Source organism: Lentzea sp. (assembly GCF_035525475.1).
Lineage (GTDB): Bacteria > Actinomycetota > Actinomycetes > Mycobacteriales > Pseudonocardiaceae > Lentzea.
The window spans coordinates 1-24093 of sequence record NZ_DATLEC010000063.1; the positions used below are offsets into that span (position 1 = coordinate 1).

The 24093-nt window shown below is 70.1% G+C and carries 29 protein-coding genes; 14 read left to right on the top strand and 15 right to left on the bottom strand.

Annotation, left to right across the window (positions count from 1 at the left end; genetic code table 11):
* Nucleotides 1-41 precede the first annotated feature (41 nt).
* On the bottom strand, nucleotides 42-1334 hold the full coding sequence (locus VM306_RS10770) for an MFS transporter (RefSeq protein ID WP_325513643.1): 1293 nt from the start codon (nucleotides 1332-1334) through the stop codon (nucleotides 42-44).
* Nucleotides 1335-1449: 115 nt separating this feature from the next.
* Here VM306_RS10770 and VM306_RS10775 point away from each other — a divergent pair, with 115 nt between their 5' ends.
* Genes VM306_RS10775 through VM306_RS10790 form a run of 4 tightly spaced genes read left to right on the top strand, consistent with a single transcriptional unit; the run spans nucleotide 1450 to nucleotide 4816 of the window.
* Nucleotides 1450-2109 (top strand): response regulator transcription factor, encoded by a 660-nt coding sequence (locus tag VM306_RS10775; protein ID WP_325513646.1) that lies wholly within the window; start codon nucleotides 1450-1452, stop codon nucleotides 2107-2109.
* On the top strand, nucleotides 2110-3414 hold the full coding sequence (locus tag VM306_RS10780; protein ID WP_325513649.1) for a HAMP domain-containing sensor histidine kinase: 1305 nt from the start codon (nucleotides 2110-2112) through the stop codon (nucleotides 3412-3414).
* Complete coding sequence (locus VM306_RS10785) at nucleotides 3411-4274, top strand: TAXI family TRAP transporter solute-binding subunit (RefSeq protein WP_325513651.1); 864 nt, start codon at nucleotides 3411-3413, stop codon at nucleotides 4272-4274. Before VM306_RS10780 ends, VM306_RS10785 begins: the two co-directional genes overlap by 4 nt.
* Nucleotides 4271-4816 carry a dihydrofolate reductase family protein gene (locus VM306_RS10790; RefSeq protein WP_325513653.1) on the top strand — a complete coding sequence of 182 codons (546 nt, stop codon included), beginning with the start codon at nucleotides 4271-4273 and terminating at the stop codon, nucleotides 4814-4816. Before VM306_RS10785 ends, VM306_RS10790 begins: the two co-directional genes overlap by 4 nt.
* On the opposite strand, the gene VM306_RS10795 is transcribed toward VM306_RS10790, so the two are convergent.
* The 5 genes from VM306_RS10795 to VM306_RS10815 form a co-directional block, all read right to left on the bottom strand.
* Nucleotides 4813-5778 (bottom strand): VWA domain-containing protein, encoded by a 966-nt coding sequence (locus tag VM306_RS10795; RefSeq protein WP_325513655.1) that lies wholly within the window; start codon nucleotides 5776-5778, stop codon nucleotides 4813-4815. The genes VM306_RS10790 and VM306_RS10795 overlap by 4 nt on opposite strands.
* Nucleotides 5775-6656, bottom strand: coding sequence for a DUF58 domain-containing protein (locus tag VM306_RS10800; RefSeq protein WP_325513776.1), 882 nt, complete (start codon nucleotides 6654-6656; stop codon nucleotides 5775-5777). Before VM306_RS10800 ends, VM306_RS10795 begins: the two co-directional genes overlap by 4 nt.
* A gap of 59 nt (nucleotides 6657-6715) precedes the next feature.
* Nucleotides 6716-7768 carry a MoxR family ATPase gene (locus tag VM306_RS10805; protein ID WP_325513657.1) on the bottom strand — a complete coding sequence of 351 codons (1053 nt, stop codon included), beginning with the start codon at nucleotides 7766-7768 and terminating at the stop codon, nucleotides 6716-6718.
* Between the two features lie 61 nt (nucleotides 7769-7829).
* Entirely contained in the window at nucleotides 7830-8360 is a 531-nt protein-coding gene (mobA, locus tag VM306_RS10810) for a molybdenum cofactor guanylyltransferase (RefSeq protein ID WP_325513659.1), read from the bottom strand.
* Entirely contained in the window at nucleotides 8357-9040 is a 684-nt protein-coding gene (locus VM306_RS10815; protein WP_325513662.1) for a TetR/AcrR family transcriptional regulator, read from the bottom strand. Before VM306_RS10815 ends, mobA begins: the two co-directional genes overlap by 4 nt.
* 76 nt (nucleotides 9041-9116) lie before the next feature.
* Here VM306_RS10815 and VM306_RS10820 point away from each other — a divergent pair, with 76 nt between their 5' ends.
* Together VM306_RS10820 and VM306_RS10825 are read left to right on the top strand one after the other, a co-directional pair.
* Complete coding sequence (locus VM306_RS10820) at nucleotides 9117-10025, top strand: ATP-binding cassette domain-containing protein (RefSeq protein ID WP_325513664.1); 909 nt, start codon at nucleotides 9117-9119, stop codon at nucleotides 10023-10025.
* A complete protein-coding gene (locus VM306_RS10825) occupies nucleotides 10022-10765 on the top strand; it encodes an ABC transporter permease (protein ID WP_325513666.1) in 744 nt (247 codons plus the stop codon). Before VM306_RS10820 ends, VM306_RS10825 begins: the two co-directional genes overlap by 4 nt.
* On the opposite strand, the gene VM306_RS10830 is transcribed toward VM306_RS10825, so the two are convergent.
* Nucleotides 10752-11633: an aldo/keto reductase gene (locus VM306_RS10830; RefSeq protein WP_414672360.1), complete on the bottom strand. Its 882-nt coding sequence runs from the start codon at nucleotides 11631-11633 to the stop codon at nucleotides 10752-10754. The genes VM306_RS10825 and VM306_RS10830 overlap by 14 nt on opposite strands.
* Nucleotides 11634-11660: 27 nt before the next feature.
* Here VM306_RS10830 and VM306_RS10835 point away from each other — a divergent pair, with 27 nt between their 5' ends.
* Nucleotides 11661-12002 (top strand): DUF2203 domain-containing protein, encoded by a 342-nt coding sequence (locus VM306_RS10835; RefSeq protein WP_325513670.1) that lies wholly within the window; start codon nucleotides 11661-11663, stop codon nucleotides 12000-12002.
* Here VM306_RS10835 and VM306_RS10840 read toward each other — a convergent pair.
* The gene (locus tag VM306_RS10840) at nucleotides 11999-12904 is read right to left on the bottom strand and encodes a hypothetical protein (RefSeq protein WP_325513672.1); all 906 of its coding nucleotides are present in this window, start codon (nucleotides 12902-12904) and stop codon (nucleotides 11999-12001) included. The genes VM306_RS10835 and VM306_RS10840 overlap by 4 nt on opposite strands.
* An 89-nt stretch (nucleotides 12905-12993) precedes the next feature.
* Between VM306_RS10840 and VM306_RS10845 the strand changes: the two genes are divergently transcribed.
* The 3 genes from VM306_RS10845 (at nucleotide 12994) to VM306_RS10855 (ending at nucleotide 15072) form a co-directional block, all read left to right on the top strand.
* Nucleotides 12994-13542, top strand: a complete 549-nt coding sequence (locus VM306_RS10845) for a cysteine hydrolase family protein (protein WP_325513674.1) — start codon at nucleotides 12994-12996, stop codon at nucleotides 13540-13542.
* Nucleotides 13539-14441 carry a GlxA family transcriptional regulator gene (locus VM306_RS10850; RefSeq protein ID WP_325513676.1) on the top strand — a complete coding sequence of 301 codons (903 nt, stop codon included), beginning with the start codon at nucleotides 13539-13541 and terminating at the stop codon, nucleotides 14439-14441. The genes VM306_RS10845 and VM306_RS10850 overlap by 4 nt, the downstream gene beginning before the upstream one ends.
* 73 nt (nucleotides 14442-14514) lie before the next feature.
* Nucleotides 14515-15072, top strand: a complete 558-nt coding sequence (locus tag VM306_RS10855; protein WP_325513678.1) for a cysteine hydrolase family protein — start codon at nucleotides 14515-14517, stop codon at nucleotides 15070-15072.
* Here the strand turns inward: VM306_RS10855 and VM306_RS10860 are convergent.
* Genes VM306_RS10860 through VM306_RS10870 form a run of 3 tightly spaced genes read right to left on the bottom strand, consistent with a single transcriptional unit; the run spans nucleotide 14997 to nucleotide 16617 of the window.
* A complete protein-coding gene (locus VM306_RS10860) occupies nucleotides 14997-15449 on the bottom strand; it encodes a hypothetical protein (RefSeq protein WP_325513680.1) in 453 nt (150 codons plus the stop codon). The genes VM306_RS10855 and VM306_RS10860 overlap by 76 nt on opposite strands.
* Complete coding sequence (locus VM306_RS10865) at nucleotides 15446-16087, bottom strand: epimerase (protein ID WP_325513682.1); 642 nt, start codon at nucleotides 16085-16087, stop codon at nucleotides 15446-15448. Before VM306_RS10865 ends, VM306_RS10860 begins: the two co-directional genes overlap by 4 nt.
* Nucleotides 16084-16617 carry a TetR/AcrR family transcriptional regulator gene (locus VM306_RS10870; protein WP_325513684.1) on the bottom strand — a complete coding sequence of 178 codons (534 nt, stop codon included), beginning with the start codon at nucleotides 16615-16617 and terminating at the stop codon, nucleotides 16084-16086. Before VM306_RS10870 ends, VM306_RS10865 begins: the two co-directional genes overlap by 4 nt.
* Nucleotides 16618-16664: 47 nt before the next feature.
* Here VM306_RS10870 and VM306_RS10875 point away from each other — a divergent pair, with 47 nt between their 5' ends.
* On the top strand, nucleotides 16665-17138 hold the full coding sequence (locus VM306_RS10875) for a GNAT family N-acetyltransferase (RefSeq protein ID WP_325513686.1): 474 nt from the start codon (nucleotides 16665-16667) through the stop codon (nucleotides 17136-17138).
* Between the two features lie 9 nt (nucleotides 17139-17147).
* Here the strand turns inward: VM306_RS10875 and VM306_RS10880 are convergent, their stop codons facing one another.
* Together VM306_RS10880 and VM306_RS10885 are read right to left on the bottom strand one after the other, a co-directional pair.
* Nucleotides 17148-18455, bottom strand: a complete 1308-nt coding sequence (locus VM306_RS10880; RefSeq protein WP_325513688.1) for an NlpC/P60 family protein — start codon at nucleotides 18453-18455, stop codon at nucleotides 17148-17150.
* A 204-nt stretch (nucleotides 18456-18659) separates the two neighbouring features.
* On the bottom strand, nucleotides 18660-19121 hold the full coding sequence (locus VM306_RS10885; protein WP_325513690.1) for a cupin domain-containing protein: 462 nt from the start codon (nucleotides 19119-19121) through the stop codon (nucleotides 18660-18662).
* A gap of 85 nt (nucleotides 19122-19206) precedes the next feature.
* Between VM306_RS10885 and VM306_RS10890 the strand changes: the two genes are divergently transcribed.
* On the top strand, nucleotides 19207-19773 hold the full coding sequence (locus VM306_RS10890; RefSeq protein ID WP_325513692.1) for a helix-turn-helix domain-containing protein: 567 nt from the start codon (nucleotides 19207-19209) through the stop codon (nucleotides 19771-19773).
* On the opposite strand, the gene VM306_RS10895 is transcribed toward VM306_RS10890, so the two are convergent.
* Together VM306_RS10895 and VM306_RS10900 are read right to left on the bottom strand one after the other, a co-directional pair.
* Nucleotides 19770-21284 carry a class I adenylate-forming enzyme family protein gene (locus VM306_RS10895; protein WP_325513694.1) on the bottom strand — a complete coding sequence of 505 codons (1515 nt, stop codon included), beginning with the start codon at nucleotides 21282-21284 and terminating at the stop codon, nucleotides 19770-19772. The two genes, VM306_RS10890 and VM306_RS10895, sit on opposite strands and share 4 nt — an antisense overlap.
* 10 nt (nucleotides 21285-21294) lie before the next feature.
* Nucleotides 21295-22104: a Sir2 family NAD-dependent protein deacetylase gene (locus VM306_RS10900; RefSeq protein ID WP_325513696.1), complete on the bottom strand. Its 810-nt coding sequence runs from the start codon at nucleotides 22102-22104 to the stop codon at nucleotides 21295-21297.
* A 56-nt stretch (nucleotides 22105-22160) separates the two neighbouring features.
* On the opposite strand from VM306_RS10900, the gene VM306_RS10905 reads away from it, so the two are divergent.
* Both VM306_RS10905 and VM306_RS10910 read left to right on the top strand, forming a co-directional pair.
* Complete coding sequence (locus VM306_RS10905; protein WP_325513698.1) at nucleotides 22161-22574, top strand: hypothetical protein; 414 nt, start codon at nucleotides 22161-22163, stop codon at nucleotides 22572-22574.
* Nucleotides 22571-24061 carry a flagellar basal body protein FliL gene (locus tag VM306_RS10910; protein ID WP_325513700.1) on the top strand — a complete coding sequence of 497 codons (1491 nt, stop codon included), beginning with the start codon at nucleotides 22571-22573 and terminating at the stop codon, nucleotides 24059-24061. The genes VM306_RS10905 and VM306_RS10910 overlap by 4 nt, the downstream gene beginning before the upstream one ends.
* The last annotated feature ends 32 nt before the right edge of the window (nucleotides 24062-24093 follow it).

Genomic DNA, 24093 nt, shown 5'->3' on the forward strand with positions numbered 1-24093 from the left:
CCGCAAGACCGCCCTCCTGCCCGAAGCGACACTGCGAAACGTCAGTCGCGGTCCAGCACCGAGTCCTTCGACGTCTCGCGCATGAACCCGTAGACCAGCAACGAGATCAGCACGCACCCGGCGACGTAGTAGAAGAACACCGACTCCATACCGGCCTGCTTGAGCCACAGCGCCACGTACTCGGCCGTGCCGCCGAAGATCGCCACGGTCAGCGCGTACGGCAGGCCGACGCCCAGCGCGCGGATGTTCGTCGGGAACAGCTCGGCCTTCACGATCGCGTTGATCGACGTGTACCCGGTGACGATCACGAGGCCACCGAGCATCAGCAGGAACGCCGGGAACGCCTCGGACGTGCGCGCCAGCGCCGACAGCAGCGGCACGGTGGCCAGCGTGCCGAGCACACCGAACCCGAGCAGCAGCGGGCGGCGGCCGATCCGGTCGGACAGCGCGCCCGCGACGGGCTGCAGCACCACGAACACGAGCAGCGCGGCGAAGTTGATCCAGCTGACCGTCGCGGCGTCGATCTTGCTGGTGTTCACCATGAACTTCTGCAGGTAGGTCGTGTAGGTGTAGAACGCGACCGTGCCGCCCAGCGTCAGGCCGACGACGAGCAGGCACTCCTTGGGGTGCCGCAGCAGCGCCTTGAACGTGCCCTTCTGGTCGGTGCCGTCCTTCTGCTTCTCGAAGCTCGACGACTCGTCCATGCCACGCCGCAGCCACATGACGATGATCGCGCCGGTCGCGCCGATGACGAACGCGATCCGCCAGCCCCACGAGGCCATCTCGGCCTTGGACAGGAACTGCTGCAACACGATCTGCACGCCGAGCGCCACCAGCTGGCCGGCCGTCAGCGTCACGTACTGGAAGCTGGAGTAGAACCCGCGGCGGGTCGGAGAGGCCACTTCGGACAGATAGGTCGCCGAGGTCGCGTACTCACCACCCACCGACAGGCCCTGCAGCAACCGGGCCAGCACCAGCAGGATCGGCGCCGCCACACCGATGGAGGCGTACGACGGCGTCAGCGCGATGACCAACGAGCCGAGCGCCATCAGCGTGACCGACAACGTCAACGCGGCGCGCCGGCCGTGGCGGTCCGCGTACCGGCCGAGCAGCCAGCCTCCCAGTGGCCGCATGAGGAAGCCGACCGCGAACACGGCGGCGGTGTTGAGCAGCTGCGCCGTCTGGTCACCCTTGGGGAAGAACGCGGCAGCGAAGTAGATGCTGAACGCGGTGTATGCGTACCAGTCGTACCACTCGATGAGATTGCCGACCGACCCGCGCAGCACGTTCGCCACCACACGGCGCTCGCTGCTCTTCTCCTGAACGACTGTCATGCGAGCCACCATCACGGCGGCCCGACACCGTCACAACCTGGGCGGATGCTTCTTTACAGTCACTTAGGCGCGTCGCCACACGCCTGAAACGGTATTGTGGGGCGATACTGCTCCCATGCGGGTGCTGTTGGTCGAAGACGACGACGGTGTCGCCGAGGCCCTGGTGGAAGCGCTGCGGGCGAACGGCCACCGGCCTGCCCGCGTGCGCAGGGGTGCCGACGCGCTGATCGCCCACCGCGACGCCGACGTGGTGCTGCTCGACCTCGGCCTGCCCGACCAGGACGGTCTGGAGGTGCTGCGCAAGCTCCGCAAGATCGACCCGGTGCCGGTACTGGTGCTGACGGCACGCGGGGACGAGCGCACGGTCGTGCGAGGGCTTCGGCTCGGTGCGGACGACTACCTGGTCAAGCCGGTGCGGCTGGCCGAGCTGCTGGCGCGCATCGACGCGGTGGCACGGCGCAGCGCGGCGCGGTCGCAGGAACCCGGCGACGTGGTGCGGGTGTCCGATGTGGAGATCGACCTGCAAGGTCGTCAGGTCGTGGTCGGCGGGCGTGAGATCTCGTTGACCACCAAGGAGTTCGACGTGCTGGCGGTGCTGGCGCGACGACCCGGCACGGCGGTGAGCCGGCAGCAGCTGATGGACGAGGTGTGGGGCAATGCCTTCGTGGCGGTGTCACGGACCCTCGACGTGCACCTCACGCAGCTGCGCGCCAAGCTCGACCGGCCCGGCCTTCTGCACACGATCCGCGGCTTCGGCTACCGGCTCGGTGAGTAGATGCGGCAACGGCTTCTGTTGGTGCTGCTGCTCTTCTCGCTCTCGGCCGTCACGGCGTTCGCCTTCCCGCTGCTGATGAGCACGGCGTCGGAACGCACCCAGCAGTTCGTGATCAGCCGCACCGCCGACCTCGACCGGTTCGCCACGCTGCCCGTCGACGTCGTGGTGTCGGAGGCGGACCGCTACGCCGCCGTCTACGGCGAGGAGGTCGTGGTCGTCGACGCGTCCGGCACGCCCGTCGTCGAGTCGGGCATGACGGCCGCCGACGTGTCCGCGCAGATCGACGCCGCCCTGCGCAACCAGCCCGCCGCACCCGTGCCGACCGTGATGCCCTGGAACGGCGGCGACGTCCTGTTCGCGCGTCCCGTCGGCACCGGCACGAAGGTCGCGGGTGCCGTGGTGCTGCGGGCGTCGACCCAGGTCGCGGCCCTGGACGTCGCACGGCGGTGGGCGTTGGTGCTGGCCGGCGCCCTGCTCGCGGCCTGCGCGTGCGTGTTGCTGGCGCTTGTCGTCTCCCGGTGGCTGCTGCGGCCGCTCAAGGAGCTCGACCGGGGTGTCAGAGCGGTCGCCGAGGGACAGCGGCGCGCGCACGTGGCCGACACCGCCGGACCGGCCGAGCTGCGGGCGTTGTCGGAGTCGTTCAACCGCATGTCCGACGCCGTCGCCGAGGCCGCGGACCAGCAACGGCGGTTGATCGCCGACGCCTCGCACCAGCTGCGCAACCCCATGGCCGCGCTCAGGCTCCGGGTGGACATGCTGCCGCAGAACGGGTCCCTGCTCACCGAGGTCGAACGCCTGGAGTCGTTGCTCGACGGCCTGCTCGCCCTGGCGTCGGCCGAGAGCACGGCCACCGAACGCGCGGCGGGCGGTGTCGAACCCGAGCTCGCCGATCTGCAGGTGGTCGTGCACGACCGGGTCGACGCGTGGCGCGCGGCGGCCCAGGCGGAAGGCGTCACGATCACCGTGGACGACCGGGCGCCAGGCCTGGTGCAGTGCGCGGTGTCGGACCTCGCGCAGGTGCTGGACGTGCTGCTGGACAATGCCATCAAGTACGGCGGGGCCGAGGTCGTCGTGGTGTGCGACAGCTCCACGCTGACCGTGCGGGACAACGGCCCAGGTCTGTCCACGAAGGATCTGAAGCGCGCCACCGAACGCTTCTGGCGCGGCGACGACTCGCGGCGCGGCACGGGTCTGGGCCTCGCCATCGCCGAGCGGATCGTCACGACGCACAACGGGAAGCTGGGGCTGCACAGCGACAACGGACTGGTCGTGACCGTGGAACTGCCGAAGGAGCCGCTGCTGTGAAGCGCCGGACGTTCCTGCTCGGGACTCTCCTCCTCTCCTCCTGCGGAGTCTCCGACCCCACCGGCACCCTCAGGATCGCCGGAGGCGAGCCGGGCGGCTTCTACAACGACTTCGCGGCCCTGCTCTCCCGCCTCTCCCCCGGCCCGTTGACGATCACGCCGATCCAGACCGGCGGCAGCGCCGACAACCTCGGGCACCTCCGCGAGGGCACCGCCGACCTCGCGCTGACGTTGAGCGACAGCGCGCACATGGAGTCCGGACTGGTCGCTCTCGGTCGTGTCTACGAGAACTACCTGCAGCTCGTGGTGCTGCAGAACTCGCCATACCAGGCCGCGACGGACCTGGTCGGCGCACCGGTGTCGCTCGGCGCCGCCGGTTCCGGTGCCGCGCTGCAGGGTTCACGGCTCGCGATGGGAGTGCGGGAGGAGCACTACCCGTTGCGCAACGCCATCGACGCGTTGAAAGCGGGCGAGATCGCGGCACTGCTGTGGTCCGGCGGCGTGCCCACCCCGGAGCTGGGCAAGGCCAGCGGCATCCGGCTCCTGCCGCTCGACGGCTTCCTGCCGAGACTGCGCCAGGACTACGGCAAGGTCTACGAACGCGTCGAGATCCGCACGGGCGTGTACGGCTCACCCGTCGACGTCCCGACCATCGGCACGCCGAACCTGCTGGTGTGCCGGCCGGACATGACCGACGACTACGCGAGCGCCGTCGTGCGGCTGCTCGTGGGCAAGGCGGCGCAGCTCGTGCCGGAGCAGGCGCTCGGCACCCAGTACCTCGACGTGCGCAGCCTGATAGACACGGGCGAAGTACCCCTGCACCCCGGCGCCGCTGCCGAGTACCGGAGGCTTCACGGATGATCATCACGATGGCGTCGATCTCGCTGGACGGGTTCTTCGAAGGGCCCGGTCACGACATCGGCTGGCACCACATGGACGACGAGCTGCACGAGCACATGAACGCCGAGCTGGCGACGATGAGCACGTTCCTCGACGGCCGCCGCAACCACGAGCTGATGCTGCAGGCGTGGCCGCACGCGGAGGACAACCCCGGCTGGCCGCAGGCCATGCGCGACTTCGCCCCGATCTGGCGAACCACGCGCAAGATCGTCTACAGCCGCACGAGGCAGTTCACCGAGTGGAACACCGAGACCCGCACCGAGGTCGACCCGGACGAGGTCAGGAACCTGCCGGGCGACAGCGTGGTCGGCGGGAACGAGCTGCTCCAGACGTTCTTCGAGCACGACCTGGTCGACGAGATCCGCCTCTACGTCAACCCGGTCGCCCTCGGTGCCGGCACACCGTTCTTCCGCAAGCCGAACGCCCTGGCGCTCAAGAGCACCAGGGCGTTCGGGGTCGGGGTCGTGCTGCTGACCTACGGCAGGCGCCAGGGAAGTCGCTAGGGAAGTCTCTGCCCCAGCAACAGGGCCGCGGCGGCGGCGATCATCGTCGTGATCGTGCCGAGCAGCAGCCACGGCTTCGACGCGTCCGCCTGCTTCTTCTCGTAGCCGATCTGCTCGCCGAGCGTGTCGTAGACCCGCCGCAGCTCCTCGGCGGAGGCGGCCTTGAAGAACTCGCCGCCGGAGATCTTCGCGATCTCCTTCATCGAGTCGTCGTCGACGGGCACGGACTGCTGCCGGCCCTCGATGTCGACCACTCCCTCCTCGGTGCCGAACGAGATCGTGGAGATCGGGATCGCGGCCTTCTTCGCGTCCTCGGCCGCGTCGAAGGCCTTGCGGGTGCCGACGGTCTCCTTGCCGTCCGTCATCAGCACGATGCGGGCGGGCGGTGGGCCCTCGGCGCCACCGACGACCTTGCCGAACGAGTCGATCGACGCCATCGCGGCCACCAGCGCGTCACCGGTCGCGGTCGACTGGGCGAGCTTGAGCCCGTCGATCGACTGGCTCACCGCCGCGCGGTCCGTCGTGGGCGCGACCAGCACGGTGGCGGAGCCGGCGAACGAGATCAGGCCGAGGTTGATGCCCGGCGTGAGGCCCTCGGCGAACGACTTGGCGGCGACCTGCGCGGCCTCCAGGCGGGACGGCTTGACGTCCGTCGCCTTCATCGACAGCGACACGTCGACCACCAGCATCACGGTGGCCCGGTTGCGCGGCACCCGTTGCTCGGAGGTCGGCCCGGCCAGTGCGACCGTGAGCAACGCCAGCGCCGCCAGCAGGAACGCCGCCGGGACGTGGCGCGACCAGCGTTCCCGCTTGGGCGCGACCTTCTCCAGCAGCTCCAGGTTCGTGAACCGCAGCACCCGCTTGCGCCGCATCCGTTGCGCCGCGACGTAGCCGGCGGCGAGCAGCGCCACGGCGACCAGCAGCAGGAACCACCACGGGGCGACGAAGTTCGAGAAGCTCACGCGACACCCCCAGACCAGCGGCGCTTGCGCGCCACCACGAAACGAACCGTGTCCGCGATCCAGTCGGAGTCGGTCCGCAGCACCAGGTGCCCGGCGCCCGCGCGCCGCAGCCCCGCCGCCACCTCGCCCCGGTGTTCCGCGGCCGCGGCGTTGAACTCCTTGCGCAGCAACGCGGACGCGGTCACCTCGCGCTGCCGCCCCGTCTCCGGGTCGGACAGCACGACGGTGCCGACCTCGGGCAGGTCGACGTCGCGCGGGTCGACGATCTCGATGGCGACGATGTCGTGCCGCGCGGACAACGCCCGCAGCGGCCGCTGCCACTCCACACCACCGAGGAAGTCGGACACCACCACGATCAGGCCGCGCCGGCGTGGGGGCCTGCGCAGCTGCTCCAGCAACGCCGCCAGGTCGCCGCGCGTGCCCTCGGGCGCCCGGTCGATCTCGGCGATCTTGCGGATCATGCCCCGCGCGTGCGCGAGACCGCCGCGGGCCGGGATCCGGACGCTCTCCGCACCCGTCGAGACGGCGGCGCCGATCCGGTTGCCGCCGCCGCGCGTCAGGTGCGCGACCGCGGCCGTCGCGGCGATGGCCAGGTCGCGCTTCTCGCAGGCCGCGGTGCCGAAGTCGAGCGACGGCGACAGGTCGATCGCCATCCACGTCTCCAGCTCGCGGTCGGCGACCGTCTCGCGGATGTGCGGGATCGTCGTGCGCGCCGTGACCGCCCAGTCCATCCGGCGCACGTCGTCGCCGGGCTGGTAGGTGCGCGCCTCGCCCGGTTCGGTGCCCGGTCCCGGCACGAGACCGAGGTGGTTGCCCTGCAGCAGACCGTCGAGACGGCGCCGGACGTCGAGCTCCAGCATGCGCAGCGCGGCTTCCATCCGGACGCCGCGCAGCACGGGCGGCGCCCAGGAAGGACGCTCGTCGGCCTTGTCCCTGCTCACTGCCTACCAGCCGGAACCGGCGGCTGCTGCGGACGGGCCGACACCTGCGGCAACGGCACGATCTGCAGCACGCGCGTGATGATGTGGTCGAGCGGCACGCCGTCGGCCAGCGCGTCGTAGGAGAGCACGAGGCGGTGGCGCAGCACGTCCGGGACGACGTCCACGACGTCCTGCGGCAGGACGTAGTCGCGGCCGCGGACCAGCGCGAGGCCGCGTGCGGCGGCGATGATGCCGAGCGACGCGCGCGGTGAGGCACCGTAGGCGACCCAGCCGGCGACGTCGGTGAGGCCGTGCTCGCCGGGCGCGCGGGTCGCGATCACGAGGCGCACCACGTAGTCGACGAGCGCGTGGTGGACGAAGACGCGCGACGCCACGCCCTGCAGGCGCACCAGCTCCTCCGGCGAGAGGACCTGGTTCGGCGTGGGCGCCTCGACGCCCATGCGGTAGACGATCTCGCGCTCCTCCTCGGCGGTCGGGTACTCGACCTGGATCTTGAAGAGGAACCGGTCGCGCTGCGCCTCCGGCAGCGGGTACACGCCCTCGTTCTCGATCGGGTTCTGCGTCGCCAGGACGAGGAACGGGTTCGGCATCGGGAACGTCCGGCCGCCGATCGACACGTGCCGCTCGGCCATCACCTCGAGCATCGCCGACTGCACCTTGGCGGGCGCGCGGTTGATCTCGTCGGCGAGCACGAAGTTCGCGACGACGGGACCGAGCTCGACGTCGAACGTCTCGGTGGACTGGCGGTAGATGCGGGTGCCGAGGATGTCGGCGGGCACCAGGTCGGGCGTGAACTGCACGCGCGAGAACGAGCCGCCGACCACGCGGGCGAACGTCTCGACGGCGAGCGTCTTCGCGACACCCGGCACGCCTTCGAGCAGCAGATGGCCCTTGGCCAGCAGACCCACGAGCATCCGCTCGACGAGCCGGTCCTGGCCGACGATCACCCGCTTCACCTCGAACACGGTGCGTTCGAGCAGCTGGGCGTCACGAGCCGGGGTGACGGGCGCCGATGCGTTCGGCGTTGCCTCGGCGGCGGGCTCGGTCACGTGCGGGCCTCCATGCGGAACAGGGTTTACCGGTAGTGGAACAGTCTTACTCCCCGCCTGTTCAACCGCTGTGAAGGGTGTCCAGGTCGGAGGGCGTGTCGACGTCGCGCGCCTCACCGGGCAGAGCGGGCACCTCGACGGGGTCCAGCCGGCCGAGAGTCTTGCGCAACGGCAGGTCGCGTGGATCTCCGGGGAGGGCTTCGCGCAGGTCAGCGGTGCGCCACACGCCGATCAGCCACTGCGTGCGGTCGTCCTTGAGCACGGCGTTCGCGCGGGCGTTCCGCAGGCGCGCGATCGTGTCCTTCGTGAGGCCGGGCTGGTCGACGGCGAGCACCGCGACCCACTCGGCGTCGACTTCCGCGAGCCCCGCGGCGAGTCCGGCGAGCGGGCCGCCACCGGGCGGGTCCTCCCGCGCCCAGACGATGCCGGGAATGTCCTTCTCCGGACCCACAACGATCTTCTGGCTCGCATCGTCCACAACCGACAGCACGTGGTCGAGCAGCGTCGCCTCCCGATAGGACAGTGCCGCCTTGTCGACGCCACCGAGCCGCTCGCCCCTGCCTCCGGTGAGGATGATCGCCGCGTACGTCACGAACGCCTCCCGATGTGCGCCGCGACGCCTTCCAGGAACAGCTGGAGCCCGAAGTCGAACTCGGCGGCCACGTCCTCGGCGGCGTAGAGGTCGTCGACGTCGAACACGCCGGCTTCGACGACCTGCGCGAGCGAGGGCATCTTGCGCGGGTCGACGAGCGCGCGGAGCGCCTGGCCGTACTGGCGGCTGAACGCGGCCGGGTTGTCCTCGAACCCCCGCGTCAGGGTGTCGCTCAGCCTCGCCTCGCCCTGGACGAACGTCAGCAGCCCCATCACGACGCCGACCTTCTCCCCCGGTTCGAGCGGGGTGCCGTCGAGCGCTCCGAGCGCGCTGTCGAACCACGCGAGGCTCCTCGGCCCCGTCGGCGGGCCGCTGACGGGGATCTGCAGGGACCACGGCCGCCTGCCGATCGCCCCGAGCACCGCCTTCGCCCAGAACCCGAGCCGCTCGCGCCAGCCGCCGTCCGGCAGCGGGGGTGGTTCGCCCATCGCGGCGTCGCCCATCAACGTGAGCAGCTCGTCCTTGCTCTTCACGTGCCGGTAGAGGGCCATCGTGGCGTTGCCCAGCTCCTGCGCGACGCGCGCCATCGACACGGCGGCAAGCCCCTCGGCGTCCGCGACCGCGATGGCGGCCCGCGTGATGTCGGCGGCGTCGATGGTCGGCTTGCGCCCCCTCTTCATGCCTCTAGTCAAACAGATGCGTATGTCATACGCTCATTCACGTTTTGCGTATGAGATACGCATAAAGGGGGTTGCGATGATCGTCGAGACAGAGGGTCTGACGAAGAGGTACGGCTCGCAGACCGTGCTGAGCGGGCTCGATCTGAAGGTGGCGGAGGGGTCGGTGCTCGCGCTGCTCGGGCCGAACGGCGCGGGCAAGACGACCACGATCCGCATTCTGAGCACGCTGACCAGGCCCGATGGCGGCTCCGCCCGCGTGTGCGGGTTCGACGTGGCGCGGTCGGGCGCCGAGGTGCGCGGGGTGATCAGCCTGACCGGGCAGTACTCCGCGGTGGACGAGGAGCAGACCGGTCGCGAGAACGTGGTGATGATCGCGCGGTTGCGCCGTTTCAGCCGGTCAGCGGCTCGCGCGCGGTCGTCGGAGCTGCTGGAGCGGTTCGGTCTCACGGACGCGGCCGACCGGCGTGTGCGCACCTACTCCGGCGGCATGCGCCGGCGCCTGGACCTCGCGATGAGCCTGGTGGCGAAGCCGCGCCTGCTGTTCCTCGACGAGCCCACCACCGGCCTCGACCCGGTGAGCCGCACGACGACGTGGGACGCGATCGGCGACCTGGTGCGCGACGGCGTGACGATCTTCCTCACCACGCAGTACCTGGAGGAGGCCGACCGCCTGGCCGACCGGATCGTGGTGCTGCACAACGGAGGCGTCGTCGCGGACGGCACCGCGGACGCGTTGAAGAACTCGGTCGGCGGCACGCGGCTGGACCTGACGTTCGAGTCCTGCGAGGACGCCGCGCGCGCTCGGGCCGTGGTCGGCGGTGTGACGGACGGGCCGACGTTGAGCGTGCCGTCCGACGGCAGCGCGCTGCACCTGCACCGCGTTCTGGACGACCTGCTGGCGGCACGGGTGGGCGCGGTGACGGTGTCCGCGCACCGCCCGACGCTGGACGACGTCTTCACCTCGCTGACGGCGGTGGCCGCATGACCGCCACCCTCACGCTGGTCGGCCGCAGCATCCGGCTGAGCCGCCGCAACCTCGACCTCGTGATCATGGCGATCGTGCTGCCGGTGCTGATGATGGCGCTGTTCGTCTACGTCTTCGGTGGCGCGCTTCGGCATACCGCGTCCTATGTGGACTACGTCGTGCCCGGAATCCTCGTGTTGTGCACTGGTTACGGTGCCGCGTCGACCGCGATGTCGGTGGCCGACGACATGCGCAAGGGCGTCGTCGACCGGTTCCGCTCGATGCCGATCGGCGGCTTCGCCGTGCTCACCGGCCACGTCACCGCGTCCGTCGCCCGCAACGCCGTGGCCACGTCCGCGGTCGTGCTGGTCGCTCTGCTGATGGGTTTCCGGCCGACGGGCTCCCCGGTCGCCTGGGTGCTCGCGATGGGCCTGCTGCTGCTCTACGTGCTCGCGCTGTCGTGGCTGGCGGCCGGCTTCGGCGTGATCGCGCGGACCGTCGAGTCCGCGAGCCTGCTCGGCTTCTTCATGCTGTTCCTGCCGTACCTGAGCAGCGCGTTCGTCCCCGTCGAGACGATGCCGGCGGTGCTGCGGGTGGTCAGCGAGCACCAGCCGATCACACCGGTGATCGAGACCGTGCGGGCCCTGCTCGTGTCGGAGCCGGTCACGTCGGGCCTGCTCGCGGTGGCGTGGTCGGGCGGCCTGCTGGTCGTGGCGTTCGGCTGGGCGACCTGGTTGTTCCGGCGGATCAGCTCCCGCTGAGGTGCACGGCGTCGAGGCGGGTGAGCTCCTCCGGGGTGAGGTCGAGCGCGCCCGCCCCGACGTTCTGCCGCAGGTGTCCCGGGTCGCCGGTGCCGGGGATGACCAGCACGTGCGGTCCCCTGGCGAGCGTCCAGGCCAGCCGGACCTGCGCGGGCGTGGCGCCGTGTGCGCGGGCGATCCCGGTGACCTCGTCGTCCTCGGCGTCCCCGGCGGACGTCCCGGCCTCCCTGTTCGCGCCGGTGAGCGCGAAGAACGGCACGAACGCGACCCCGCGCTCACCGCACACGCCGAGGAAGTCGTCCTGCTCGGGGTGGTGCCCGAGGCCGAAGGAGTTCTGCACGCACACCACGGGCGCGACCTTCTGCGCCTGGTCGAGGTGGTGCGGCTTGACGTTGGACAGCCCGAGGTGCCGGATCAGCCCGGCCTGCCGCAGCCGCGCGAGCTCTTCGAAGTGGTCCGTCACGTCGTCGAGCCCGCTGATGCGCAGGTTGACCACGTCGAGGTGGTCGCGCCCGAGCTGCCGCAGGTTCTCCTCGACCTGTCCCCTCAGCTGCTCCGGCCGCGCCGGTGGCAGCCACTCCCCCTGCGGCGTCCGTCCCGGCCCCACCTTCGTGACGATCACCAGGTCGTCCGGGTACGGCGCGAGCGCGCTGTTGATCAGCTCGTTGGCCGACCGCGTGGCGGAGAAGTAGAACGCGGCCGTGTCGACGTGGTTGACGCCGAGCTCCACCGCCGTCCGCAGGACCTCGATCGCCTGTGCGCGGTCACGCGGCCTGGCGTCGCGGTCGAACGCGGTCCCCTGCTGCGGCAGGCGCATCGCGCCGAGACCGATCCGGTTCACGGTGAGGTCACCCAGTAGCCACGTCACCCCTGCCACTGTGCCAGCCTTGGTGGCGTGGGACTGTTCACTCTCGCCGAAGCCAGGACCGAGCTCGCCCGGCTGCTGCCGACCCTGGACGAGATCGTGCGCCTGCGCGCCGACGCCGCCGAGCTGGCGGCCGGGGGCTCCCCGCTGGGCGGCCTGCCGGAGTTCAAGGCGGCGCAGGCCAGGCTGGACGAGCTGATGGAGTCCGTCCAGCGGACCGGGGCCGAGCTGAAGGGCTTCGCGCCGCTGCTCGTCGACTTCCCGTCGTCGATGGACGGCGTGCCGGTGCTGCTGTGCTGGCTGGAGGGCGACCGCGAGCTGACCTGGTACCACCGCGCTGACCTGGGCTTCGCGGGCCGCCGTCCCCTCTAGGGTGCGAGGAAGCCCGCGACCAGCAGCACGCCCGTCAACCCGGCGATGAGCCCCAGTGCCGCCAGGTAGTGCTTCGCCGTGGTGCGCCCCGGCATCCGGTGCAGGATGATCACGGCCGCCAGCGCCACCGTGCCCGCGATCGGCGCCAGCGCCCGCCACGCCCTGTCCCACGTGAACGGCAGGTAGTCGTCCGCGCCGTAGAGCGACAGGATCAGCGCGGGCAGGCCGAGTCCGGCGGCGGCCGCGGCGGCGAGCATGTTGAACCGTTGCTGCGCCTCGCCTTCCTGGGCCACGGCGAACGTCGACACGCTGCTGAGCAGCGACTGCAGCAGGCTGATCTCCTCACCGAGCTCGACGTCCACGGCCCGGCAGTGCCGCGTGACTCCGGGGTCCCTGACCTCGCGGAGCGTGTCGCGGGCCTGGTCGCGGGCGCGGCTGAACGCGATCGACAGCTCGATGAGCTGCGCCATCACCAGGCGCAGCGCCGTGTTCCTGCGCTGCGCCAGCAGGTCGGCGACCTGGCGTTCCATCTCGTAGCGCAGGCCCCGCAGCTCCGCGACCGCGTTCCGCGAGCTCTCGGCGACGGCCTTCGCGATGACGGAGAGCCTCGTGTCGTCGTCCGGGACCTCGTGGGCGGGGTGCTGGAGCAGCTCGGCCACGTCGTCGCCCTGCCACGGCTCCCGGTGCCAGCCTCCGTCCTCCCGCCACGCGGCCCTGACCACGACGTCGAGCCGCTTGCCGTCCGTGTGCGCCTGCCCCACGAGCAGCCTGCGCACCTCGCCCTTCGTGACCCGCACGAAGGGCACGGCGTACCCGACCACGTCACCCCTTCCCACCGATACCGCCACCTGAACGCCGAGATCGGGGTTCGTGAGATCACCGGCCAGCACGCGTAAGTCCACGTGGTGATCTTTACACGGTGACCGGATCCGTCCGCTCCCCGTCCTGGTCGTGCCTGTCCCAGCTCCTCGGGACACGCGAGGCTCAAGACATGAAGCGAGCATTGATCGTCATCGACGTGCAGGAGTCGTTCCGGCAGCGACCCAACTGGGCCGAGGTGTCGAACCCCGACGTCGTCGGCAAGGTCAACCAGCTGGTCGACATGAGCCGTGACGCGGGCGACCTCGTGGTGTGGGTGCTGCACTCCGAGCCCGGCACCGGCGACGTGTTCGACCCCGCGCTGGGCCACGTGCGGCTGATCGACGGGCTCAAGCCCCTCGACGGTGAGCAGATCCTGACCAAGACGTCCCACAACGCGTTCACCACGACGAACCTGCAGCAGACGCTGACGCAGCACGGCGTGCGGGAGCTGCTGATCAGCGGCATCCGGACCGAGCAGTGCTGCGAGACGACGACACGGGTGGGGTCGGACCTCGGGTTCGGCATGACGTTCGTGACGGACGCGACCGCCACCATGCCGCTGCCGCACTGGCGGACCGGGAAGGTGCTCGGGGTCGAGGAGATCATCGAGCGGACGGAGTACGTGCTGGCCGGTCGGTTCGCGCGGATCTCGGATGTCGCTACGCTGACCGGATCGTGACCAGAGTCGTCTTCCTGCTCGTACCGGGAGTGCACCTGCTCGACCTCGCGGGGCCGGCGCAGGTGTTCTCCAGTGCTGCCGACCTCGTGGACGGCTACGAACTGTCGTACGTGGGCGACATGGAGACCGTGCTCAGCCATCAGGGCGTGCCGCTGGGTGCGTCGCGTGAGTTGCCCTCTCTCGACGTGCACGACCTCGTGTTCGTGCCGGGGTGGCGGTCGCCCAAGATCGTGGGGACGGGACACCTGAGCGAGCGCGCGTTGGACTGGTTGCGCACACACCACGCCAACGGTGGCACGGTCGCGAGTGTGTGCGCTGGCGCGGATGCGTTGGGACGCGCCGGTCTGCTCGACGGCCACCGTTGCACCACGCATCACGAACTGCAGGACGAACTCGAACGGCGCTACCCCGCCGCACGAGTCGTGCGTGACGTCCTGTTCGTGGAGGACGACAGGGTCGTGACGTCCGCGGGCATCGCGAGTGGCATCGACCTGGCGTTGCACCTCGTCGCCGTGCGTCACGGACCCGTTGTGGCAGCGGCGATCGCACGCACCATGGTCGTCTACGCGCGCAGGAACGGCGACGACCACCAGGCGAGCGTGCTGCTGCGGCACCGCTCGCATGTCAACGAGACCGTGCATCGCGTTCAGGACGTCATCGAGTCACGTCTCGCCGAGCGTCTTTCGTTGGCAGAGCTGGCAACGCTCGCCGGGTGCAGCGAACGGACCGTGACGCGTCTGTTCGGCCGTGCGACGGGCATGACGCCGTTGAAGTACCAGCAGGCGTTGCGCGTCGAACGGGCCGAGCACCTGATCGGCCAGGGCGCCACCGTCGAAACCGCGGCACGCAACGTCGGTTTCGAAGACGCCCGGATGTTGCGCCGCCTGCGTTCCCGCTGAGCCGCACACGTGCGGGGAACCCACCCCGGATTCGCGCCCTTGCACCGTCTGCGACGAGGCCTAAGCTCACCGGGTGACAACTCTGGCGAACCGCCCCAACACCGCGCTGCTCGTGATCGACGTTCAGAACGGCGTGGTGAACCACGCCCACAACCGCGACGAGGTCGTGGCCAACGTCGCCACCCTCGTCGACAAGGCGCGTGCGGCCGGCGTCGACGTCGTGTGGGTGCAGCACAGCAACGCCCAGCACATGCCCAGGGAGTCCGAGGGCTGGCAGTTCGTGCCGGAGCTGAAGGTCGCCGACGGCGAACCCGTGGTGCACAAGACGTACGCCGACTCGTTCGAGGCCACCGACCTCGAGGAAGTGCTGGCGGCCAAGGGGATCGGCAGCCTGGTGGTGTCCGGCGCCCAGACCGACCAGTGCATCCGCTCCACGCTGCACGGCGCGGTCGTCCGCGGCTACGACGCCCTGCTCGTGAGCGACGCGCACACCACCGAGGACTTCTCGGAGTACGGCGCGCCCACCCCGGACAAGGTCGTCGCGCACACCAACCTCTACTGGGAGAACCACACGGCGCCGGGCCGCACCGCCGGTGCCGTCACGACCGAGGACGCGTTCAAGCCCGCGTGAGCAGGTGAGCGCTGGGGCTGCAGTCGATCTTCCAGTCCTCGTAGACGCCGCACAGGCCGCACGCGAGACACCGCAGGCCGACGGTCACCCCAGCGCACCTCGCCGTCGGGACGGCACGACAGCCCGAGCGCCGCGGCGAACTCCTCGCCACCGCACGTGCAGGCGCACTCCTCGGCGTCATCGTCGTCCCAGAACTCGTCCGAGTCGGCGATGAACTCCTTCAGACCGCAGCCGAGGCACGTCCGGCGCACCGCCTGCTCGTCGGTCATCTGCACCTCGAACGTCCTGCCGCCGCAACCGGAACACAGCGACTCGACGACGTGCGTGACCTCATACCCGTCCTCGTGGTACTCGCGGATGGCCTCGTCGAGCGTCACCCGGCCATCCGGTTGATCTCGTCGCTGCGCAGCACCCGGTCCGCGTGCGCGCCCTTGGCCAGCGCGACCATCGCCCGCCCGAGCTGGTCCGTGCTCGTGACGAACTTCGGCGCCACCTTCGCCAGCACCGGGAACAGCCACGCGGACCACGAGTAGATGTAGCGGTAGACGCGGGTGCGCGACCGGATCCCGTGCCGCGGCTGGATGAACCCGGGCCGCACCACGAACACCGGCCGTTCCAACGCCAGCAGCTCGTTCTCCGTGCGCCCCTTCACGCGCGCCCACATCGTCTTGCTGTCGGCGTTGGCACCTTCACCCGACACGTACACATACGTGCCACCAACAACACGCGCGGCCTCAAGCGCGTAGTCGTGCGTCACGGGCGTGTACTCGGCCTCGCTCAAACCGGCCGACGTCACGCCCATGCAGTAGAAGCACGCGTCGGCGTCGGCCAGGTCATCAGCGATCGCCGACAGGTCACCGAAGTCGGCGTGCACGACGTGCCGCAACTTGGGGCGGGTGGTCTCGAGCGGCGACCGCCCCACCGTCACGACCGACTTCACGTCGGGATCGAGCAGGCACTCCCGCAGCGCGCCCTGACCCACCATGCCCGACGCGCCGAACACCACGATCTTCACTCCGCAAAACTAGCCCTCACCGCCGCGGTGACGCGCTCGCCGTCCCCGGTCGCGAGCAGGTCGAGCAACGCACCCCGCAACAACGCGAGATCCCGCGTGCGTTCGGACAGGCCCGCGGCGGTCTCGCGCACGTCCTCGGCCTGCGACGCCTCGAGGACCTCCAGCCAGTCCTCGACCGTGGCCTTCGCGAACCCCGCCCACGCCCCGTCGGGCTCCACGAGAGAGCGCGCGTAAGCCTCCAGCCACAACGTCAGCAACGGCCGATGCGCCGGCGTGGACAACCACTCCCACAGCCGCAGCACCACGCCCGGTCCGGCCCCGATGTCCGCGAGCAGCGCCAGCTCGTCGGCCCGCGCTCGTGCCAGCAACGCCCTGACCAGCCCGTCCTTGCTGCCGAACAGGTAGAACAGCACCCGCGTGCTCGACCCGATGGCCGCCGCCAACGGCCGCAACGACACGTCGGCCAACCCGTGCGTGAGCACGTACCGGTAGGCGGCTTCGAGCAGTTCGGTCTCCCGCGCGGACGGCATGGCGCTAGTCTCGCACTACTGAAACAGTCGTGTCAGTGGAGGCAACCATGCGGATCCGCCCTCTGGGCAAGCCCGGCGACCTGGGCTGGGTCGTCCAGGCCCACGGCGAGCTCTACGCCGCCGAGCTCGGCTGGGACACCTCGTTCGAGGCGATGGTCGCCAAGATCGTCGGCGACTACGCGGCAGACCACTCCGAACGGGAGGCGGCCTGGATCGCCGAGCTCGACGGCGACCGCGTCGGCTGCATCTTCTGCGTCCGTGAGAACGACACGACCGCGAAACTCCGCGTGCTGCTCGTGCATCCCAACGCACGCGGCCACGGCGCAGGCGGCAAGCTCGTCGACACATGCGTCGAGTTCGCTCGTCAGGCCGGCTACGAGCGCATGGTGTTGTGGACGGTCGACGGCCTCGCCTCGGCCAGGAAGATCTACGAGGCGCACGGGTTCGAGCTGGTCGAGGAGACTCCGCAGCGCAGCTTCGGCCACGACGTCATCGGCCAGCTCTGGGCCCGGGACCTCTGATCTGGCGAGTCAAAGCATGCGCGTCACGTACGGCATGATGCCTCCGTACCGCACCGGCGAGATCCGCACCACGGCACCGGAATGCGGCGCCTCCACCATCATCCCGCCACCGAGGTACAGGGCCACGTGCGTGCCGCCGCCGGGACCCCAGAAGATCATGTCGCCGGGCGCCATCTGCGCCAGCGGCACCTTGCGGCCGGAGTTGTACTGGTAGCCGCTGTAGTGCGGCAGGTACACCCCGGCGCCGGCGAAGGCGTACATCATCAGGCCGGAGCAGTCGAAGCCGATCTTGCGGTAGTCGCCGAACGAGTCGGCGACGCCACCGTCGCGCACGCCGTACGTCGGGCCGTTGTAGTTGCCGCCGCCCCACGCGTAGATGACGCCGCGTTGTGCCAGCGCACGGTTGATGACCGTCTGCACGCGGTTGCCCGACGGTGCGGGAGCAGCAGCTGCGGGACGATTTTGCGGCGGAGCCTGCACGGCGGGTTGTGATGCTGCCGCGGCGGCGCGACGGGCGTTCTCTTCTTCTTCGGCCTTCTTCGCCGCGACCCACTGGTCGTACTGCTGGCGCTGTGCTTCGAGGCCGTTGGCCTGTCCCCGTGCGGCGGCGAGCTCGCGTTCGACGGCGTCCTTCGTGGACTGCAGCTCGGTGGTCGCGGCGGCCTGGGCCGAGTGCGCTTCCACGGCGGACTGCTGGGCCTGTTCGGCGACCTTCTTCGCCTCGTCGGCGGCTGCCTGCTTCTGCTCCGCCTTCTTCAGCGCGGCGCGCGCGGCGGAGTCGAGGTTGGCGGCGGTGCCCTGGTCGCGCGTCACCTGGTCGAGGCGGTTGAAGCTCGACGCCGACACCGCCTCCAGCATCTGGGCGCGGGCCAGCAGGTCCTCCGGCGACTTGGCGCCGATGTAGGCGGAGAAGGAACCGACGGTGCTGCGCTGGGCGTAGGAGGCGGCGACGAACTCGTCCAGCTCGCGGCGGCTCCGCTCCACGGCCGCGGTCGCCGCGTCGGCCTGCACACGTGCGGCGGAGGCCTCACGGCGGGCGGTGTCGGCTTCCGTGATCGCCGTTTCCAGGTCCACGCGGGCCTTGTTGGCCAGCTCGCGCTTGTACGAGACGTCGTCGAGCAGCTCCTGCAGGCGTGACTCCGCCTGCGTGAGCCGGCCGGTCAGCTCACCGACGCGGGCCGCCTTCGCGTCCGCCTCCGCCCGTGACGCCGAGATGTCCGAGTCACTCGGGTTCGGCGGAGGCGGCGGCACGGCGTTGGCGGTCCCCGTGAGGACAACGGCCAACAACGCCACCACGCCGGAGAGTCGTGTCAACACTGAGCATCACCTCCGACCGAATTAGACCAATCAGACCCAGGTGTCGCATCCGGAACTCACGCACCGTCAACCACACGTGTCACAGTGGACCACTGTCGGTGGTCCTTTTGGGACGATCGGAGGGCTGGCGTGTCGCCGGTCTGGACGAGGATCGGATCGTCCGCCACGTGATCGGCCGGACCACGCGGCGGACGTGCCCCGGGCCTACGGCGCGAACTCGGTGGACGGCTCGGTGGCGTAGTTCTCCCAGACCGGCGTCATGGTCTCGCGGGTCATGGGCTGCCCGGACTCGACCATGGCCTTGAGGTCGCGGAAGTACTGCACGTACAGGTCCGGCGTGAAGGTGGTCAGCATGACCGCCGTCTCGTCGCCGGGGTTGGCGAAGGTGTGCGGCGCGCCCGGCGGAACCGTGACCCACGTGCCGGCGCCGACGTCGTAGTCGTCCGAGCCCACGGTGAACCGCACGATGCCCGACAGCACGTAGAAGCCTTCGTCGTGCTGCGCGTGGCGGTGTTGCGGCGGACCGGGGGTGTGCGGGGGAACGACGACCTCGCCGATCCCCAGGCGGTGCTCGGTGTTGCTGCCGTCCTCGAGGATCCGGATCTGCGACGGACCGTTGGCGATGAGCTCACCCTCGCCGGGGCGGACGATCGACACAGCGACCATGGCGAAGCCTCCTGGTTTTGATTTCAGCTTGTGCAATCACCGTAGCACCAGTGACTGCACATCGTGCAATCGCTAGGCTCACCGCATGCCGCGATGGAAACCGGACGCAGTCGAGCGCCTGCAGACAGCCGCGCTGGAGCTCTTCGGCGAACAGGGTTTCGAGCGCACGACGGTCGCCGAGATCGCCCAGCGGGCGGAGCTCACGCAGCGGACGTTCTTCAACCACTTCGCCGACAAGCGCGAGGTGCTGTTCGGGATGAGCTCGGAGCTTCAGCAGGAGGTCGTCCGCGAAGTCGCGGCCGGCGCCGGCTCCTCACCGCCGCTCGACACCGTCCTGCGCGCGCTGGAAGTCGTCGCCGACAAGATGTTCGAGAGTCGCCGTGCCGTCGTGGCGCGCCGTCACGCCGTGATCGCGGCCAACCCCGAGCTGCAGGAACGCGAACTCGGCAAGAACGCCGCGCTCACCGACGCCATCGCCGCCGCGCTCCAAGAGCAGGGGTGCGAGCCCGCGACGGCGTTCCTCGCCGCCGGTGCCGCCATGCTCGCGCAGCAGGCGGCGTTCCAGCAGTGGACGCGACTGGACGAGACCCGGACGTTGCGCGAGCTCCTGCCGGACGCGGTGCGGGCGCTGCGCACGACCGTCGAGGGCTAGTTGACGCCGCGCTCCCTGCCGGTCCAGTACGGCTCGCGGAGCTTGAACTTCTGGATCTTGCCGGTCGCCGTGCGCGGGATCGCGTCGCGGAACTCGACCGACGTCGGCGCCTTGTACCCGGCGAGCCGCTCCTTGCAGTGCTTGATCAGCTCCGCCTCGGTGACGTCACCGGAGGTCACGACCAGGGCCTTGATCGTCTCGCCCCACTTCTCGTCTGGCACGCCGATGACCGCGACCTCGGCGACGGCCGGGTGCGAGAACAGGCAGTCCTCGACCTCGATGGACGAGACGTTCTCACCGCCGGTGATGATCACATCCTTCTTGCGGTCCGAGATCGTCAGGTAGCCCTGGTCGTCGAAGTGGCCGCCGTCGCCGGTGCGGAACCAGCCGTCCTCGATCGCGTCGGAGGTGGCCTCGGGGTTCTCCCAGTAGCCCTCCATGACCACGTTCGACCGCGCGAGCACCTCACCGGTGTCGGAGATCTTCAGCTTGGCGCCCAGGGCCGGCGCGCCCGCGCGGGACTGCAGGCGGGCCTTCTCCTCACCGGACGGGCCCGGCTGGGCGCGGTTGAAGGTGAGCAGCGGCGCCGTCTCGGTCAGGCCGTAGATCTGCAGGAACTCCCACCCGAGCTCTTCGGTCACACGCTGGATCGTGCGCGAAGGCGGCGGCGCACCGGCGCACACGATCCGCACGGTGTCACGGCCGGGGATCTCGCCGTCCCACGAGGCGGCGGCGTCCAGCACGGCGTTCCACACGGCCGGTGCGCCGCACATGAGCGTGATGCCGTGGTCGCGCACACGGCGCAGGATCTCGGCGCCGTCGACCTTGCGCAGCACCACCTGCGGCACGCCCAGACCCGTCAGGCCGAACGGCATGCCCCAGCCGTTGCAGTGGAACATCGGCAGCACGTGCATGTACACGTCGCCTTCCCACGCACGGGTGTGCATGGCGAACGTGACCGCGTTCAGCCAGATGTTGCGGTGCGTCAACTGCACGCCCTTGGGTCGTGCTGTGGTGCCCGACGTGTAGTTGATGGTCGCGGTCGCGTCCTCCGAGGGCTCGCTCCACGGCCGTGGCTCCACATCGAACCGAAGCAGCGACTCCGACTCCTCGCCGAGTGTGAACCGGTGCTTCGCGGTCACGTCGTCCAAGGACAGCTCGGGGTCGACGAACAACGCCGACGCGCCGCTGTGCTCGACGATGTACTTCACCTCGTCAGGACGCAGGCGGAAGTTCACCGGCACGCAGATCCGCCCGCTGCCGGGCACGGCGTGCAGCAGCTCCAGCATCCGCGCCGAGTTGTGGCTGACGACGGCGACGCGTTCGCCCTCGCCGATGCCCACCGCGTCCAGTCCGGCCCGCCATGCGCGCACACGGGTCGCCATCTGCCCGTACGTCGTCGTCTCGACCGGCTTGGCGGGCTGGTCGGGTTCGTCGATCGTCGCCGTCGTCGCCGGGAACGCGAACGACGCCCGGTCCAGGAAGTCCGTGGTGATCAGCGGTACGCGCATGGAAACGACATTACGACCAGGTGCTCGGATCTCCCCAGGACGAGAACCGGCCTCCCCCGGATGGAGGAACGGAGCTGAGGTCGGGCAGCACCTCGCCGACGGGTTCGTGCAGCACAACGGCCGCCACGGAGTCGTACGGCGTCGGTTCGGCGTTGCAGATGACGACCTGGGCGCCCACCTTCGCGGCGAGCGGCACGAGGCCCGCGGCGGGCTGCACGGAGAGCGACGTCCCCGCCACGAGGAGCACGTCGCAGTCCAGCACGGCGAGGCGGGCGCGGCGCAGCACCTCCCCGTCGAGCTCCTGCCCGAACGAGACCGTGGCGGACTTGAGGATTCCCCCGCAGCGCAGGCATTCCGGCTCGGGGTCGCCGTCCGCGACGCGCTTCAACGCGTCGCGCATGGGGCCCGTGGCACCGCATTCCAGGCACACGGTCGCGTGCAGCGTGCCGTGCAGCTCCAGCACGCGGTGCGGGTCGGAGCCCGCCTTCTGGTGCAGGCCGTCGATGTTCTGCGTGACGACGGTGCGCAGCCGCCCGGACCGTTCGAGCTCCACCAGTGCCTTGTGCGCCGCGTTGGGCTTCGCGGTCCACACGGGACTGTGCAGGCGCGTCCGCCACGTGAGCCTGCGCACCTCGGGGTCGGCGAGGTAGGTGTCCACAGAGGCGCCCAGGCCGGCGTCGGCGTCGCGGGTCCACACCCCGTCGGGCCCGCGGAAGTCCGGGATGCCCGAGTCGGTGGACACTCCCGCGCCCGTCAGCACCGTGATCCGGTGCGCCGAAGCGACCAGCGCGCGTGCCGCCGCGCACGCCTGCGAGACCATCGGTTCACACTAGCCGGGTGCGCAGCGCTGTGGGAGCCGCCGTAGCGGCAGTGGGCTTGGTCACGTCGATCGCCGGGACCTTCTTGCCCTGGCTGAAATCCGGATCGACCACGAGGGACAGTTACGAGGTGCTTTCGCTGCGTAGTCTCGCCGGGCTGGACGGGGTGGCGGGCACCGTCGTCACGGCCGTCTGGGTGGGTCTGACGCCGCTCGCCATGATCGCCATCGCCCTCTTCGTGTTCCGATTTAGTCGATTTGCCGCGTGCACCGGCCTTCTCTTTGGCACGATCAGTGGAACCGTGGCACTACTAGCCACAGTCCAAGGGGATAGCAAGGGTTCATTGGTCGGAATCAGCACCGCTGGACCGATCACCACCCTTGCCGGTGCCGTACTGACGATCGCGGGGGCGATCACGGTGCTCACCTCGTCCAGGCGCAGCGCAGTGAGAACTCCAGGAGGGAACCCGTGAGCTACCCAGGTGGCGGCGGCGGCCAGTGGCAGCCGCAGAACAACCCGTACGGGCAGCAGCCCCAGCAGGGCGGCTACCAGCAGCAGCCAGGTGGCAACCCGCAGCAGGGCGGCTACCCGCAGACCGGGCCGCAGGGGTTCCCGCAGACGGGTCCTCAGGGCTTCCCGCAGCAGGGGTTCCCGCAGACCGGTCCCCAGGGCTTCCCGCAGCAGGGCTTCGAGCAGCAGCCGTACGGCTACGCGCCGATGGGCGGCGAGCCGCCGAAGAAGAAGCGCACCGGCCTGGTCGTCACGGCCGTGGTCGCGGTGCTGCTGCTGATCGGCGGCGGCGTCACGTTCTTCGCCCTGCAGAAGTCCGACCCGGCGGCGAACGCGGGCCAGGACACCCCCGAGGTCGCGGCGAAGAACCTGATCGAGCAGCTCGGCAGCGGTGACGTCGTCGGCATCATGGCCTCGCTGGCGCCCGCGGAGGCGGCGCTGTCGAAGGACTACATGGAGTCGATGACGAAGGAGATGAAGCGCCTCGAGATCCTCAAGCCCGAGGCGGACCCGAACAAGCTCACGGGCGTCGAGTTCAAGAGCGAGAACATCAAGTTCGACGAGACCAAGACCGAGAAGATCAACGACCACCTCACCATCAACAAGCTGGTCGAGGGCAAGATCACGATCACCTCGGACGCGTCGAAGATCCCGCTCACCGACAAGCTCGTCGACGCGCTCGGCGATGACATCAACCTGACGTCGTCGAAGTCCGAGACCGTCGACATCACCGCCGAGGTGCAGAAGCGCGGCACTCCGATCGGCATCGCGTCGATCAAGGTCGGCGACAAGTGGTACCCGAGCGCCTTCTACACGATCGCCAACGCGGTCCTGGAGGAGGAGAAGCTCAAGTGGCCGCAGTCCGGTTTCGCGCCCGAGGGTGCGAGCTCGCCGGAGGACGCCGCCAAGAACCTGGTCAACGCCGCGCTCGACGGTGACCTGAAGAAGGTCATCACGCTGCTGCCGCCCGACGAGGCCGGTGTGCTGCAGGACCTCGGCCCGCTGCTGCTGGAGCAGGCGGGCAGGATGGACAAGACCGGCGCCAAGCTGAACACGCTGGAGACCGACGTCAAGGACGTCGCCGGCGGCAAGCAGGTCACGGTCAAGAAGGTGTCGGTGACCGCCGAGGGCGAGACCGTCACGATCACCCGCGACGGTGACTGCTACGCGGCCGAGGTGCCCGGCCAGGGCTCGCAGAAGCTCTGCGCCGACGAGATCACGCAGCTCGTGCAGCAGCAGGGCGGCAAGAACATCCCCGCCGAGGCCGCCGAGATCATCGGCCGCGTGGCCGGGTCGGTCATGAAGACCGGTGTCGGCGTCGTCGCCACCGAGGTCGACGGCAAGTGGTACGTGAGCCCGGTCCGCTCGTACTACGAGCTGGCGCTGACGCTGTTCCGCGGCTTCGAGCCCAAGGACGTCGACGCGCTGATCGCGCTGCTCAAGAAGTAGTTCTTCCGCAGGTCGCCCGAGGCCCTGTCACC